This window comes from Spiroplasma endosymbiont of Dactylopius coccus (assembly GCF_977110965.1).
Genome location: NZ_OZ373019.1, coordinates 608,733 through 623,447 on the forward strand (window position 1 = coordinate 608,733; position 14,715 = coordinate 623,447).

General features: G+C 24.3%; 18 protein-coding genes, 4 tRNA genes and 1 pseudogene. 9 read left to right on the forward strand and 14 right to left on the reverse strand.

Annotation, left to right across the window (positions count from 1 at the left end):
• The first annotated feature begins 114 nt into the window (after window positions 1–114).
• From ACXUB0_RS03810 to ACXUB0_RS03820, 3 genes are all read left to right on the forward strand, one after another.
• Window positions 115–519: a hypothetical protein gene (locus tag ACXUB0_RS03810; RefSeq protein ID WP_458257808.1), complete on the forward strand. Its 405-nt coding sequence runs from the start codon at window positions 115–117 to the stop codon at window positions 517–519.
• 39 nt (window positions 520–558) lie between these two features.
• Window positions 559–1,812: a hypothetical protein gene (locus ACXUB0_RS03815; RefSeq protein WP_458257809.1), complete on the forward strand. Its 1,254-nt coding sequence runs from the start codon at window positions 559–561 to the stop codon at window positions 1,810–1,812.
• Window positions 1,813–2,297: 485 nt separating this feature from the next.
• Window positions 2,298–2,411, forward strand: a complete 114-nt coding sequence (locus ACXUB0_RS03820) for an IS3 family transposase (RefSeq protein WP_458258790.1) — start codon at window positions 2,298–2,300, stop codon at window positions 2,409–2,411.
• Here the strand turns inward: ACXUB0_RS03820 and ACXUB0_RS03825 are convergent.
• The 5 genes from ACXUB0_RS03825 to ACXUB0_RS03845 are packed head-to-tail and all read right to left on the reverse strand — an operon-like array spanning window position 2,367 to window position 6,034.
• Entirely contained in the window at window positions 2,367–2,981 is a 615-nt protein-coding gene (locus tag ACXUB0_RS03825; protein WP_458257810.1) for a hypothetical protein, read from the reverse strand. The genes ACXUB0_RS03820 and ACXUB0_RS03825 overlap by 45 nt on opposite strands.
• Before the next feature lie 4 nt (window positions 2,982–2,985).
• Window positions 2,986–4,755, reverse strand: a complete 1,770-nt coding sequence (locus tag ACXUB0_RS03830; protein ID WP_458257811.1) for a hypothetical protein — start codon at window positions 4,753–4,755, stop codon at window positions 2,986–2,988.
• Window positions 4,756–4,798: 43 nt separating this feature from the next.
• Window positions 4,799–5,140 (reverse strand): hypothetical protein, encoded by a 342-nt coding sequence (locus ACXUB0_RS03835; RefSeq protein WP_458257812.1) that lies wholly within the window; start codon window positions 5,138–5,140, stop codon window positions 4,799–4,801.
• A 3-nt stretch (window positions 5,141–5,143) separates the two neighbouring features.
• Complete coding sequence (locus ACXUB0_RS03840) at window positions 5,144–5,662, reverse strand: hypothetical protein (RefSeq protein WP_458257813.1); 519 nt, start codon at window positions 5,660–5,662, stop codon at window positions 5,144–5,146.
• Window positions 5,663–6,034 carry a hypothetical protein gene (locus ACXUB0_RS03845; protein ID WP_458257814.1) on the reverse strand — a complete coding sequence of 124 codons (372 nt, stop codon included), beginning with the start codon at window positions 6,032–6,034 and terminating at the stop codon, window positions 5,663–5,665.
• 566 nt (window positions 6,035–6,600) lie between these two features.
• Here ACXUB0_RS03845 and ACXUB0_RS03850 point away from each other — a divergent pair.
• The 6 genes from ACXUB0_RS03850 (at window position 6,601) to ACXUB0_RS03875 (ending at window position 8,235) form a co-directional block, all read left to right on the forward strand.
• Window positions 6,601–6,675, forward strand: a tRNA-Asn gene (locus tag ACXUB0_RS03850).
• A 24-nt stretch (window positions 6,676–6,699) separates the two neighbouring features.
• A tRNA-Glu gene (locus ACXUB0_RS03855) sits at window positions 6,700–6,774 on the forward strand.
• Between the two features lie 56 nt (window positions 6,775–6,830).
• Window positions 6,831–6,906, forward strand: a tRNA-Lys gene (locus tag ACXUB0_RS03860).
• Window positions 6,907–6,911: 5 nt separating this feature from the next.
• Window positions 6,912–6,996: transfer RNA gene (locus tag ACXUB0_RS03865), tRNA-Leu, on the forward strand.
• 164 nt (window positions 6,997–7,160) lie between these two features.
• On the forward strand, window positions 7,161–7,979 hold the full coding sequence (locus ACXUB0_RS03870) for a Cof-type HAD-IIB family hydrolase (RefSeq protein ID WP_458257815.1): 819 nt from the start codon (window positions 7,161–7,163) through the stop codon (window positions 7,977–7,979).
• A gap of 103 nt (window positions 7,980–8,082) precedes the next feature.
• On the forward strand, window positions 8,083–8,235 hold the full coding sequence (locus ACXUB0_RS03875; RefSeq protein ID WP_458257816.1) for a hypothetical protein: 153 nt from the start codon (window positions 8,083–8,085) through the stop codon (window positions 8,233–8,235).
• A gap of 151 nt (window positions 8,236–8,386) precedes the next feature.
• On the opposite strand, the pseudogene ACXUB0_RS03880 reads toward ACXUB0_RS03875, so the two are convergent.
• The 9 genes and pseudogenes from ACXUB0_RS03880 to ACXUB0_RS03920 form a co-directional block, all read right to left on the reverse strand.
• Window positions 8,387–9,506 (reverse strand): annotated as a pseudogene (locus ACXUB0_RS03880) (IS3 family transposase).
• Between the two features lie 39 nt (window positions 9,507–9,545).
• Window positions 9,546–10,028: a hypothetical protein gene (locus ACXUB0_RS03885; protein ID WP_458257817.1), complete on the reverse strand. Its 483-nt coding sequence runs from the start codon at window positions 10,026–10,028 to the stop codon at window positions 9,546–9,548.
• Window positions 9,940–10,308 (reverse strand): hypothetical protein, encoded by a 369-nt coding sequence (locus ACXUB0_RS03890; RefSeq protein ID WP_458257818.1) that lies wholly within the window; start codon window positions 10,306–10,308, stop codon window positions 9,940–9,942. The genes ACXUB0_RS03885 and ACXUB0_RS03890 overlap by 89 nt, the downstream gene beginning before the upstream one ends.
• 50 nt (window positions 10,309–10,358) lie before the next feature.
• Window positions 10,359–12,674, reverse strand: a complete 2,316-nt coding sequence (locus ACXUB0_RS03895) for a heavy metal translocating P-type ATPase (RefSeq protein ID WP_458257819.1) — start codon at window positions 12,672–12,674, stop codon at window positions 10,359–10,361.
• A 503-nt stretch (window positions 12,675–13,177) separates the two neighbouring features.
• Window positions 13,178–13,450, reverse strand: coding sequence for a hypothetical protein (locus ACXUB0_RS03900; RefSeq protein WP_458257820.1), 273 nt, complete (start codon window positions 13,448–13,450; stop codon window positions 13,178–13,180).
• 3 nt (window positions 13,451–13,453) lie between these two features.
• Entirely contained in the window at window positions 13,454–13,585 is a 132-nt protein-coding gene (locus tag ACXUB0_RS03905; RefSeq protein WP_458257821.1) for a hypothetical protein, read from the reverse strand.
• A complete protein-coding gene (locus tag ACXUB0_RS03910) occupies window positions 13,573–14,091 on the reverse strand; it encodes a hypothetical protein (protein WP_458257822.1) in 519 nt (172 codons plus the stop codon). The genes ACXUB0_RS03905 and ACXUB0_RS03910 overlap by 13 nt, the downstream gene beginning before the upstream one ends.
• The gene (locus ACXUB0_RS03915; RefSeq protein WP_174481476.1) at window positions 14,091–14,342 is read right to left on the reverse strand and encodes a hypothetical protein; all 252 of its coding nucleotides are present in this window, start codon (window positions 14,340–14,342) and stop codon (window positions 14,091–14,093) included. Before ACXUB0_RS03915 ends, ACXUB0_RS03910 begins: the two co-directional genes overlap by 1 nt.
• 9 nt (window positions 14,343–14,351) lie before the next feature.
• Window positions 14,352–14,567: a hypothetical protein gene (locus tag ACXUB0_RS03920; protein ID WP_458257823.1), complete on the reverse strand. Its 216-nt coding sequence runs from the start codon at window positions 14,565–14,567 to the stop codon at window positions 14,352–14,354.
• Window positions 14,568–14,715 lie beyond the last annotated feature (148 nt).

Sequence of the window (14,715 nt, forward strand, 5' to 3'; positions counted from 1 at the left end):
TTTAAAAATAATGAAAATAATAGTTTAAAATTTTCAGCAAATACTATTAAAATTGGTTTTATTGATATTGAAAAAGTATTAAAAACTACTGCTGTTGAAACATCAGACTTTACTATGCAATTAAATCAAAGAGCTAGCACAAATATTAATGATAATACAATTGAATATAGTATGACTGATATTAAAAATTTAATATTTCAAGAAATAAATTTATTAAATCAATTTAAATTATATGCAGTATCTATTAATGAACAATTAACTGAAAATAATATTGATAATTTATATATCATTAATAACTATTCACAACCTTATCAAAATCCAAAAACAAGAAGTACTAAAAGTATAACTATTATCAAAATTAAAGATTTTAAAACAAGAGATGGTTATCCTATCATTATTAAATTACAAAAACCATTAGATAAAGATACCAAAGTTATTGGTTTAAAAATTAAAGCCCCTAGAAGCATGATTTTCGGCAATATAAAGGTACTTGGTGAAGTTGATGGAAGTATACCCTAGTTATTTGTTAAAGATAAGATAGCATTTCCGCTATTATCAATGCCTATTGAAACACAACCAAAAGTTAGAATATTACAACAATGATTTAGTGAACAAATCTTACCTTGAAATTTAGCAAAACAATTTATAGGACAAGAAAAATCAGTTTTAGATTTAATTGCTATTGGTGGTGGTAAAGAAACAAGAAGAGAAATTTTTAATAATGCAAGAGTAACTAATTTTTGAATTGGTCAATTTGCTGGTTCTAAACCAAACTGACCTTTATCAAATTCAAAACATTTAATTGATAAAGAAATCTATGGTATGGGTTCAATTGGAGCAACTGCATTATGAATTGCTACTGATAATAATTTTCAAGATGTTGAAATCGAAATAAATGATAAACCACCAGTTGACAGTCTACAACAACTATTATTAGATATGCTAAGTTACACATATAACTATAATAGAAATTTTGAAGGTGCTACATATGATGATAAAGGTAGACCAGATAATGAAATTGCAAAGTTAAGAGCAAAATTTGAAGGACAAAAACCCGAAGAAGTAATAACTAACTTATTTAAACAATGAAAATTGGATTATCCGAATTATATAAATCTACCACAAGTTCATATTTTTAAGAAACTAGTAATTATGTTATCAAATAATATTTATTCAATTATGTCAATTAATAAAGGTTTAAATGATGATAATAAAATTTTGTTACCATACTATTTTGAATTAAAATCCAGTCCAATAAAACCTACTGGTAAAGATATTTGAAGATTTAAAGATACCAAAGTTATATTAAAATCTGAGTATTTTGATTTTACAGATATAAATAATATTAAACTAAAAAACAATGACATTAGTCAAAATGAATTATTCAAACTAGATGATAACCAATTTAACTGATTATCTATAACAAATGAACTAGAAAGTAATAATATTCCCTCATTAATTCCTGCTGATTGAACATTAGGTAATGGTGAATATGGAAAATATTTTACAAGAACAATTATTGATAAAGGTAAAATTAAAAGTGCTTTAAATTTATATGGTTCAAATAAATCTCAATTATTTTCTAAATTGGAATTTTATAAAGAACTATCACAAATTGATAATAATAGTGAATTTGAATTACAAATTGAAAATCCGATTAATAACTTAAATCGGATTGAAATTAGTGGTATATTTGGTGCCAAAAATTATAATTTAATTTTAATAACTGATAAACAAGAAATTAATTTAAATAATATTAGTTTATTTGATAAATACAATGAAAATATTTCTTATATAAATTTAGAAATATAACTATTCAAAATAATTATCTGTATAAGTACCATCTCATTTTATATCTTCATCATGATGTTTAAATTTAGAAAAATATAAATATGTTTTATTAGGATTATACCATTTATTTCATCAAATTGTACCAACTCCAAAAACTCATTGATGATTTGGAGGTAATGTTTAGTAATCTGTGTAACTTAAAACCTGTTTAGGATCTTTTTTAACTTATTTTTGATTAAATTAATATCATAAATGTTATTTTATAGTTGAAAAATAAATTTTTAATCGATAAGTTGTCAAATGATAAAATCTTTTTAACAAAAAAATGACAAAGAAAATAAAATGTTAATTAACTGTCAGGTTAGAAATAATTATTCCCTTTTTTAGTTTAATTATGTTTAAAAGATTCCAAACAGGTTTTAAGTTACACAGATTACTAAACATTACCTTTTAAAACTTTCAAAACTGAATTTATTAATGATAAAAATTTTACATCATTAATCCAATTAAAATTAGAATTATTTGATTATATCAATTGATACAACAACATAAGAATCCACAGCACTTTAAACTACTTAACTCCTATCAAATATCAAGAACAAGTGTCTACCAAAAAATAGTCCTAAAAAGTGTTGCCATTCCAATTGATAAATATTATCTGGATTACAACTTCTAATTTTAATATTTTTTTTAGCATTACCTAATGCAAATGTAATTGCTTGAAATTCTGCTTGACTAAATTCATTTGCTTCTTCTTCTCATTCTATTGATAAATCAAAACCTTTTATTTCACTTCTAGATAGCCCTTTTAAAGGTATTCTATCATTACTATTTGAATATACACCCATTACTCTAATAAAAGATTTAGTTCCTTTAAATCTAAAATATGCTTGTTTATTTGGATATTTTAAATTAAAGTCTACATAATCATTAAATCCAGAAGAAATAAATACTTCATATATTTCTTTTGTTAATTCATTAATATCTTTATTTAATTTTCTAAATCCATAAATAGCAATTGATTTATTAACTTTAATTGAAATAGCAATTAATATTGCTAATTCTTCTGCAATACTATATGTTTTACTTGAATATCTGCTACCACTTAAATTATATTCACTATGAGTAAAATCACTTTTATTTAATAATCAATAACTAATTTCATGTAAATAAGTAAATTCTTTATTCATAATATTATTCCTGCAATTCTTCTAATTTTCATACATTACCTTTTAAATTACCTTTTACAGTATAAATAGTAATCAATTTTGCATGTTGAACTGATAAAATTACTATATTAGCACTATCATTAAAGATTTGTATTTGTACACCAGCAATTTTTTTATCAGTTATAATAAATTCTTGAATAGTATAAACTGGATTATATATACTTCAAGAATAATAAACTCTATAATGTTTATTCTCTTGAAAATCATAAGTAATTTGTCAATTATCTCATTTATTTTTTTCTCTTGTTCCTACTTCTTTTCAATTTGAACCACTTGGACTTGGTTGTGGTTGTTTTTCTAATATTTCATTAATTGCTTGTAATAATTTTTTATTTTGAGTTTTTAATAATTTATATTCATTATTTTCTAATAAATCTCTACAAAGTAATGAATTTTCTTCATCATTTAGTAAAATTTCATTTGTTTCAGTATTATATTTAAAATAATCATTTGAAAATTTTTTATCTTTTATTTTTTCTTTTAACTCATTAATAGCACCAACAATAGTTTTATCTTTAGTTTCTAAATTAGGAATTTCAGTACCAAAAGTATTGAGAACAAAAGCATATTGAAATTGTGTTTTATCTATTTTATCTTCTAATTCTTTATCTACTTCTTCTTTTTTATAATAATCAGTTAAATCTGGGATATTTTTATTTAATGTTCTTAAATTAACAGCATCTTGTGGTTGTGTAGGGTCTGCTATATAAACAATTCTAGTATTATTTGAAGTAATAATTCTTTTTTCTTTAGGTTGAATAATATTAGGCGAATTAGGGTCTATTAATCATAATGATTCACCACTACCGCCAGTAGCACTAATAGTATTAGTTTCTTTATCAATCTTAATATTTTCACCAGCAATTAATTTATCTTGTTTTTTATCAACATATTCTTTATTGGTTGCATCAGTTAAAAATGTAGGTGTACCAACATCAATTATTCTTTTATCATTAGCACTAATACCTTTATCATCTTTGGATTTAATAAAATTAGTATTATCTTTATCAACTTCTCATAATGAATTACCACTAGTAGCACTAATAACTTTCTTTTCTTGACCTTCTTTACCATCAACTAATTTCATAGTATCATTACTAAAATATTTAGTAAATAATTCAAGTGTTGTTAAATTATCAAATGATTTAATACCCCTAGTATCAATATCAAGTACTGAACCCATAATATTTTTTGGATGAGTAATAGTAATTTTAGTTCTATCATCACTACTTTTAATATTAGTAAATTGTACATAAATTTCTCATGGATTTTGTTCACCACCATTACCCATAATTTTTTTAAATCAATTTTGTTTTGAAGAAACATTAAGATTAAAACCTTGCATAATTGGATATTCATTTATTTCTTTTAAATAATTAAATACTTGTGGTGGTATAAAATAAGGGTCTTCTGGATTATTTTGTGAATAAGTAATACCACCTTGACCAATACTTGCTTGACCACGTGCATATTCAACACCTTTACCTAATAAAAAATTAACATAATGAGTAGTTGCAGTTTGAATATTATCTGTAAATTTAGTAGTATTTATTTCTGGTCATTTTTTTGAAATAGTAAAACCACTTAAAAAATCAATATTACTACTTGCAATTTCTATTGCATATCTAATTTCACTATCTGGTGTTGTAACTTCATCAAATAATGATTTATTAAATCCTTTTCAATTTTTAAATTCTTCAATTGTAATAAACATTAATGGGTCTTTAATAGCCATAATAATTTACTCCTTAATGTAAAATAAAGGGTATTTAAACCCTTTAAATTTTAAATTTAGTTACTTTTTTCTTATCTTTTTCACTTAATTCTTTCTTTTTAGATTTTTGTGCTATTACAAAATTATCTATTTGTTCTTGTTCTACATTAAAACTATCAAGTAATTTAGCAGTTGATGTAGTTTCTAATTGTAATTGAGAATTTATTTGTTTAATATTTGCTTTAATAAATTCTAATTCTTTATTATTTTTTAATTCTTTTGCTACATTAGATTGTTTTGATTTTTTAATAATTTTTGATAAAAATAATAAAACAATAGTAACAATTACTCCACTAGCAACTGCTCCACTTAATACTGCTGATATTACTGTTGTAGATAACTTCATTTTTTATTCCTCCAATTGTATTTTATTTGAATGTTGTTTACATAAATGACATTCTTTTTTATGTTTTCTAATATTTTTATATTGATATATTAAATAAGGACTTGTAATAATAATTGGGATTGTTATTAATATATATTTAATTAATTTTCCATAATTACCTAATTTAGTTATAATATTTAATCCAATATGACCAAACATAGGAAATAACGTTAATATTAAATGGTCAGGTCAAGTAAAATTATATTGATTAGTATAATTGCCTATTCCCATTTCTATTGGTATTTTAGGTATTAATCAAGGTGTTATTGTAAAAAATAATGTTATAAACATACCAATACTATGACTAGTTATTTTTAAAATATTTGATATTAAAATTTTAATTTTATCAATATGAGTACTATTTTTATTAAATCAAATCTTATTTAATCTTTTATATTCTTTATTATCTTTACTTAATGGATTAATAATATTTCATATACCAATTGGTTTAATTGGTTTATCTAATTCAATAATAATTACCACCTACTTTCATGTTTTATAAAAATTAGAATTTTGTTTAATTTTTATATATTTTCTTGTATGTAAAGAATTTTTTAATAATTGTTTTCTTTCATATCTTCATTGTGTACTTCCAATTTCATTTTTAGATAAAGTTTTATATTCTTTTAATTTAAAAAAACCTTTTTCTAATCTATTAATAAAATGCATAGTTTTTTGAACATTAATATTATTTGGATAAATTACATTTGTATCTTGAGACCCGTAATACTTACCTTTTTTAGCTAATTCACTTTTAACATATTTTCTTAATTGACTTGGTAATCATTTTCTATTTCAAAATTTTCAAAATATAGTTCCAGCACCAGTACCATTTTTTCCTTTTGCTTGTGTCATTAATATTCATATTTCTTGTGGAAATGCTGGATAAGTATAAGGACCATATCATATTTGTCTTTTATCATTATCACTTTGAAATAATGTTGTTAAAGTTCCAATTTTTAAATTTTTATTATCAACAATAAATCTTCCTTTTTTAAATCATGAACTTGATAATACTTCTCATGCATTTTCTGGTATTTCTTCTTCATTTTCTTTAAATAAATTATTAAATTTATTTACATAATTTTTAACAGTTCTAATTTCTGTTGGTATAATAGAATTTTTAAAACTATTTATTGGATTTTTAAATTTATTAATTTCATTTTTTAATATAGATAATTCACTTGGTTTTAATATACTTGTTAATTTTTTAAGTATATTTGGATTAAAAACACTATATGGTTGATGTATTTCTTTTTCACTAATATTTTCACTATCAAATACTGCTTTTAATGATTGATTTTTATAATAAGTTTTTAAAGCATATATACATTGCCGTAATCAAGAAAAAAATAAAAAAAACTTTATTAGTTATTGCAAATTATACTTTTCTTCAATATAATAATTAAGGTTTAGTAAATGCCCGGTTAGCTCAGCGGCAGAGCATTCGACTGTTAATCGAAGTGTCATAGGTTCAAATCCTATACTGGGCGCCATTATTCTAAACTCTTGTTTTCTACGGCTCGTTGGTGAATTGGTAAACACATAGGATTTTCATTCCTACATTACGGGTTCGATCCCCGTACGAGTCACCATTAATTAATATTTAGACTGCAAGTATTATAATTACTTGTTTTTTATTCCCCTAGATGTCTCGTTAGCTCAATTGGCAGAGCATCAGACTCTTAATCTGAGGGTTGTAGGTTCGAGGCCTATACGGGACACCAAAAATGCGGAATTGGCGAAACTGGCAGACGCACCAGATTTAGGCTCTGGCGCCGAAAGGCATGAGGGTTCAAGTCCCTTGTTCCGCACCATACATTATTTTATTAACCTTTATGTTTTTCATTAAAGGTTTTTTCTTTTTTGAAATTTTTATTTTAATTTAAGAAATTTTATTCTATGGAAATATATAGTATTTTATTATTTTATCTTTATAATATTAATAAAATAATAGAAAAAAGAAAGCAGGAAATGATTGATGGTAAAAATAATTTTTACTGATGTAGATGGTACTTTATTTGATAGTGGCAGTGCCTTAAGTGAAATTAATATTAATGCTTGTTTAAAAGCTCAAAAAAATAATATTAAAGTTGTAATTAATACAGGTAGATATGGTGAAAATGCTATTCGTGTTGGTAAAATGATTAATGCTGAAAAATATGATGGTTATATTATTGGTAATGATGGCGCTGAAATTTGATCATATACTAAACAAAAATGAATTTATTTACAACAATTAAATTCAGAAACAACAATTAAACTTTATGAATGATTAACCAAATATAATAAACAAATGATTTTACATTTTAATAGTATTGATACTTTGTATGTTAACCATGTGGCTAATAGTTGAAGTACATGAGTTGAAAATCTGCAAATTAAAATTATTAAGTTAACTAATAGTACTGATATTAAAATGCCAATTTCAAAAGTAATGGTTATTTTAGAAAAATATTGAAAGGCTAATGAAATTACAAAATTCATTAATAATTTTGAAACTAACTTTCCAGATTTAACAATTGTTCAATATCATACAAATGTTTTTTCAATTGGTAATAAAAACATTAATAAAGGTTCAGCACTACAATGATTATGTAATCATTTAAATATTGACACTAAAGATGCATTAACGATTGGTGATGGATTTAATGATTTACCAATGTTTGAAGTATCTGGTCATCCAATAGTAATGGAAAATGCTAATATTGTTTTAAAACCATATGGTAAAACTATTGCTCCAAATAATGATGAACATGGAGTTGGATATATTATTAATAATTATGTTTTTAAAAAATAAAAACTTAATATTTTTAAAAATATACTCTTATAGTTTATTAACACACTAATAATTAAAATATATTATAATAATAATATAAGAAAAGTGAAAGTAGAAGGAAAATATGGTAGCAAAAAAACCTACTGTTTTTAATATTTTTATGAAAGCTACATTGCCAAAAGTTAAAGCAGAACACCCAGAATTAAAACACACTGAGGCTTTTGGAAAAGCAGCAGCATTATGAGCTAATGCTAAAGAAAATCCTAAAAACAAATAGATAGATAGATAATTCCTTAAAAGAGTCAGATTTAAAATCTGACTCTTTTAAATATAAAAAAATATTAAAATTTTAAAAAAACACTAAAATTGCTATACAAATCAACAATGATAAAGTATAATCAAAATTGGAATGGCAACACTTTTTAGGACTATTTTTTGGTAGACACTTGTTCTTGATATTTGATAGGAGTTAAGTAGTTTAAAGTGCTGTGGATTCTTATGTTGTTGTATCAATTTATATAATCAAATAATTCTAATTTTAATTGGATTAATGATGTAAAATTTTTATCATTAATAAATTCAGTTTTGAAAGTTTTAAAAGTTGCTTCAGCAACAGCATTATCATAAGGACAACCTTTTTTGCTTAAAGATCGAGTAATATTGAATGCTAATAAAAGATTATTAATAATTTTATTGTTAAATTCATTACCTTGATCACTATGAAATATTTGGATATCTTTTAAACAGCGATTTGATTGCATAAATGCTTGATATACTAGTAATGCATCTTTTTTACCCCAACACTATGTCCAATAATTTCTCGGTTAAATAGGTCTATTAATAGGCAAATATAGTTTCATTTACCATTAACTTGAACGTAAGTTAAATCACTAACAATAACTTCATTTTTAACCCTATTATTAAAGTTTCTATTAACAAGATTGGTTATTTGACTATTATTGACTTTATTATGATGATTTTTGAATGATAATTTAGTGTATTTTGATATTAAATTATGCTTATTCATAATTTCTTTAATTTTTCTGCGTGATAAATAAATTTCTTGGTTTTCTAAAATTTTTTTTAATCTTCTAGTACCATAAACTTCTTTATTTTCTTTAAAAGCACTAATAACAGCTTCATCATACATATTATTTTTGATTTTATTTTCTTTTTTCTTTAAGTTAAAATAATATGTTGATTTAGATATTTTCAAAAAACGACACATTGTGCGAATTTTATATTTAACTTTATTTTTGACAATAATTTTTATTTTCTGCCTATTATTAGTGCTGCTTGCTTTAAAATATCATTTTCCATTCTTAATTGTTTTAATTCTTTTCTTAATTTAATTAATTCATTTTCTTCAACAGAACGATTATCTTTAGTTTTAAAACTACCTGAATTAGTAAATTGCTTAATTCAATTATAAGTAGCTGCTCTTGTAACATTGTACTCTTTAGCAAGACAAGACACTGACTTACCGATTTGATATAAAACTACTATTTGTTTTTTAAATTCATCTGAATATGAGTTAATATTGGCCATAATTATACTTCCTTTCTTTTCACTAATTTGTTCACTTGTCTACGTAATTAGTGTCCAATAAAGTGTAACCCATCCAAAAGTATATTGTCTTTTTGTTTGTACTGTTTTAAATATTTGATTATTTGGTAAATTACTAAAATCAACACCACTTGTATCATCAATTAAATAAGCATTTCAATAATCACCTATTTTATATTGTTTTGTATAAAATTCATCTTGACCATTAACTTTATGTGTTTCTTCATTAATTTTACCTTTATTTTTTTGATATATTTTTGTACTATTTTTCCAAATACATACAACTGGAGTAGTACCAGTTAATATTAATTCATATTGACCAAAATCACTTATTTTACTATTAATTGATTTATAACTCGTTTCAGTTAAAGGAATTGCACCATTATTAATAACAAATGGAAATATTTTTCAACAACTACATCTCTTTATTAATTGTTGAGTTTGCTTTAATGCTAGATGTGCTTGTTTCATTAATTGAATTCTTACTGCGTTGTTCATTATCATTTGTATTATCTCCTAAATGTTTATTTAAAAATTTATTTTCATTAATAATATGTTCTAATTTTTGTTTTGCCATTAATGTATCAATATTTTCATATAAACTAATTGCTTCAACTATTGACATTGTTCCATTATTTAATCTACTATTAATTAATTCATCTTGTACTAATTGGTCAACCATAGCAATTGGTATAAATTCAAAATTATAAGGTCTTTCACCAATACCATTTCAATATACTTTTCCATTTTCATTTTTAGAAGAAGTTACTAACATATCAAACATTTTTCAAAGAAATAAAGTACTTTTTTATTTATTATTAATTTATATATTATCTAATATTTATATTTTCTTCATTTAAAAATTAATGAATTTCCAACAACAGTTATATCAGAAAGAGCCATCGCAATTGCAGCCAACGGTGGAATAATAAATCCGACAACAGCTAGTGGAATAATGATAATATTATAACTAAATGCTCAAATAAAATTCATTCAAATATTATTTTTAGTTTTTTTAGTTAAAACAATAGCCTTATAAACAATACTAATATCATTATCAAGAATAGTAATATCACCAATTTTTTTAGCAATATCACTACCAGATCCCATTGCAATTGCTAAATCAGATTGTTCTAAGGCAATAACATCATTAATACCATCACCAACAAACGCTACTTTTTTTCCTTTTGCTTGTAAATCAGCAACAATTTGTGATTTACCTTGTGGTGTAACATTAGCAAAGTATGTTTCTATCCCAACGCGATTAGCAATAGCAAGTGTTTGTGATTCATTATCACCACTAATTAAAATAACCTCAATTCCCTGTTTTTTAACTTTTTCAATTGTTAATAATGCATTTGTTTGTAATTCATCTTCTAAAATAAAAATATTAGTAACAACTTTATTAATTGCCAATGCCAATACTTTCTGGCTAGGAGTAACTGTTTCAAAATCAAATGTTTTTAGAAATGGACTAAATGGCATTTTTGCTTTTTGTAAATTTTCAAGTGATGAAATTTGTAATTCTTCAGTTTGATATTTTGCTTTAATACCAAAACCAATCTGTTCTTTAACTTCGGTAATTGTCAATGATTGTCCAACATTATTAGTATTAGCATATAAAGAAAAAGCTAAAGCCAAAGGATGTGTTGAATGTTTTTCCATAGCAATTGCCTTATTAACATGTTTTTCTTGACCATAAATTTTAGTAATAACCAAATTACCAGTAGTTAATGTTCCTGTTTTATCAAAACAAATGGTATCAATCTTAGTAATTTTTTCAAAAGCACTAGCCTTATTATAAATGATTCCTATTTTTGCTGCTTTATTAATTCCAACAGCAACTGCTAATGGTGTTGCAATCCCTAATGCACAAGGACAAGCAATTATTAAAGTTGCAATTGCAATTTCTAATGATTCTTGCACACCATTACCTACTGCAAAATAACGAATAAGAAAAACTAAAATGGCAATTAAAATAACAGTTGGTGTAAATCACCCAGAAATTTTATCAGCCAATTTTTGTAATTTTGGTTTCTGAGATTGTGCATCTTCAACTGCCTTAATAATACTTGCTAATACTGTGTCTTTACCAATTTTAGTTGCTTTCATCCTAAAACTATCACCAACATTATTAGTTCCACCAATTAAATTTTGGTTAACTTGTTTTGTAATAACTTGCGATTCACCAGTTAACATTGATTCATTAATAAATGCTCCTTCACTAATTAATTGACCATCAGTAGGAATATTTTCACCTTTTCGAATAATTAAAATATCATTTAATTGTACATCTTCAATATTAATAAAAGTTTCTGTTTTGGTATTATAATCATATTTTAAGATTGATTTTGGTTTTAATGACATTAAACTTTCTAAGCCACTAGTAGCCCTTTTCTGTGCAACAGCACTAATTAAATCACCAAGTAAAACAATCATAATAATTGAAGCACTAACTTCAAAATATAAGTGTTCGGTTTTATTAATTATCATTAAATAAATAGAAAAAATAAATGCCGTTGTTGTTCCTAGTGCTACTAAAGTATGCATACCAGGTCATTTTTGTTTAATTAATTCTCGATAAATACCAATATAAAATTTACGACCAAAATAAAATTGAATTGGAAGTGCTACTGCAAGTTGGACATAAGGATTACGTAAACTATCAAAAAATGAAGTATTAGGTATCATAATTAATAATAATGGTAGTAACAATATTCAACCAATAATAAGTTCAATTAAATCACGTAATTTAACATTATGTTGATGATTATGATGTTGTTCTGACATATGAGATTGATGTTGTTCACTACTATGACTATGACTACTATGATGACTATGACTACTATGATCATCTGTAATATCTTTCATATCAACTTGGTGACTCGTTTTTATATCTTTAATCTCAGTTTCAAACTTACAAATTTCATATCCTAAATGATGCATTGCTTTTTTAATTTTTTTTTCATTTCAAAACTTAGGATCATAACTAAATTGTGCTTTTTTAGTAGCAAAATTGATACTAACAGTAATACCATCTTCTTTGGTAAAATGTCTTTCGATGACACTAGCACAAGAGGTACATGAAACATCTGACAGTACTGCTCTACTAATAACAAAATTATCATTTATATCACTTGTATTATTCATATTAACTTCATCTCCTCAAATTTTAATATTTTAATCTTTTTTATTATTTTTTAACACACAATATATACAAAAATAAATTATACACATTTTAATGTTAAAAAATATTAAAAACACTAAATCCCCAATAACATGATTGGGGATTTATTACCTTAAAAAGTAATCAAGTATATAGGGGCTTTGCCCCCCTAGTTGCTTCGCAACTCACCCCAGTGGCGTAAACGCCACGGCCAACCAACCAAGGTTCTGGTTGGCTCCGACCAATAATATAGGTTTACTCTATTTTAACATCTTTCTTATTTTTCTTAGAACCTGTTTAGGATCTTTTTTAACTTATTTTTGATTAAATTAATATCATAAATGTTATTTTATAGTTGAAAAATAAATTTTTAATCGATAAGTTGTCAAATGATAAAATCTTTTTAACAAAAAAATGACAAAGAAAATAAAATGTTAATTAACTGTCAGGTTAGAAATAATTATTCCCTTTTTTAGTTTAATTATGTTTAAAAGATTCCAAACAGGTTCTTAGAATATTTATTTCTATAATAACAAGTACGGCATACAGTATTTTCAGTTTCTTTCTTTTCAGTTTGTAATATATTATCCAACTTATCTAATCCTACTGCTCTAATATCATCAACAGTAAAATCTAATGCTTGTGATTGTTCATAGTCTTTAACAATACTTAATTCACTCTTTAACGAATGAATATAATTTAAAGCACGACTATTATATCTTTGTAAATAAGACCTAGGAAATCATAAACTAAAAGTCATAGTTTAACCACTATAACTAGGTGGTAATCCACCACGTTTAATTATTCGCTTTGTTTGTCTTTTAGATAATACAACTTTATTATAATCATCAACATTAGTATAAATATTTAGTTTAAACTTAACTAAAAATAACAAAATACGCATTCTTTTAACTTGAACAATATATTCCACTTTTTCACGTGCTTGCTTTGGTATTCTATCGGGGTGTTGCTCAATCATATACATAATTCCATTAAATTATGACCTATTAACTTACAAAACATTCCTAAACTTTCTTGTGTTTCTTTAAATTCGGGTGATAAATCATTACTATTAATTTTCAAACCTAACTCATCTAAAACAACCATATCACACTCTTTAAAAGCATAATTACTATTTAATTGATTAAATTTAAAAACATCATCATAAGAACAACGATAACTATATTCATTAAGAACTTTAATAGGAATAGGACTTACTACTCTACCTTTGTGTTTTTGTGCTAAACAACATGCAAGAGCAGATTTACCAGTACGTGGTGGTGCTGAAATAATATAACTACCTACACGTTGTAATATCTTTATATTTTTTCTAGTTATTAAAAATGGATAAAGTATTATTAATAATATAACTCCTAAAAGTAAATAACCATATCAAGGCATTATTTAACCACCTTACTTTTATTTTTAAACTTATTTTTAATTCAAAAACAAAACTCTACAAAATATGAACTTAAAATAAAGGGAAAAATAAAATCAAAAAAGAAAATTAAAATTTTTGAACCAAAACTAGCATTTTCAAAAAATAACTTTAATTTGTCTACATCAAAATCAAAAAATAACGCAGTAAGCGATGATATTAAAAAACAAAAAATAACTCCACTACAAATTTCAAATAAATCTTTCTTTTTCATAATAAACTCCTAACCAACTAAAAATCCTACTGCTTTTAAAAATACTCATAAAGTTAAAACTTGTTCTAAACCACTAGTAAAATCAACATTTAAAACAGAACTAATAGTATCATCAAAAATACGTCTCAATAATCCGTCAAGTTTAGCAAAAAATTCTCTTAAAGGTTCAACGGGTAAAACTTTACCAACAACACCATAAAGTACTCATCTAAAAGCATTACGCAATTGACCAAAAACATCATATCAACTAACTCGTTCATACTCAGGATTAAAAGGACTATTTGGTGGAACTGGTGTTACTTTCTCACTTGAAAAAATATTAACTTGACCAAATAAAACATCTGGTGAAATAGTTAAATCTGTAGTTCCGTGA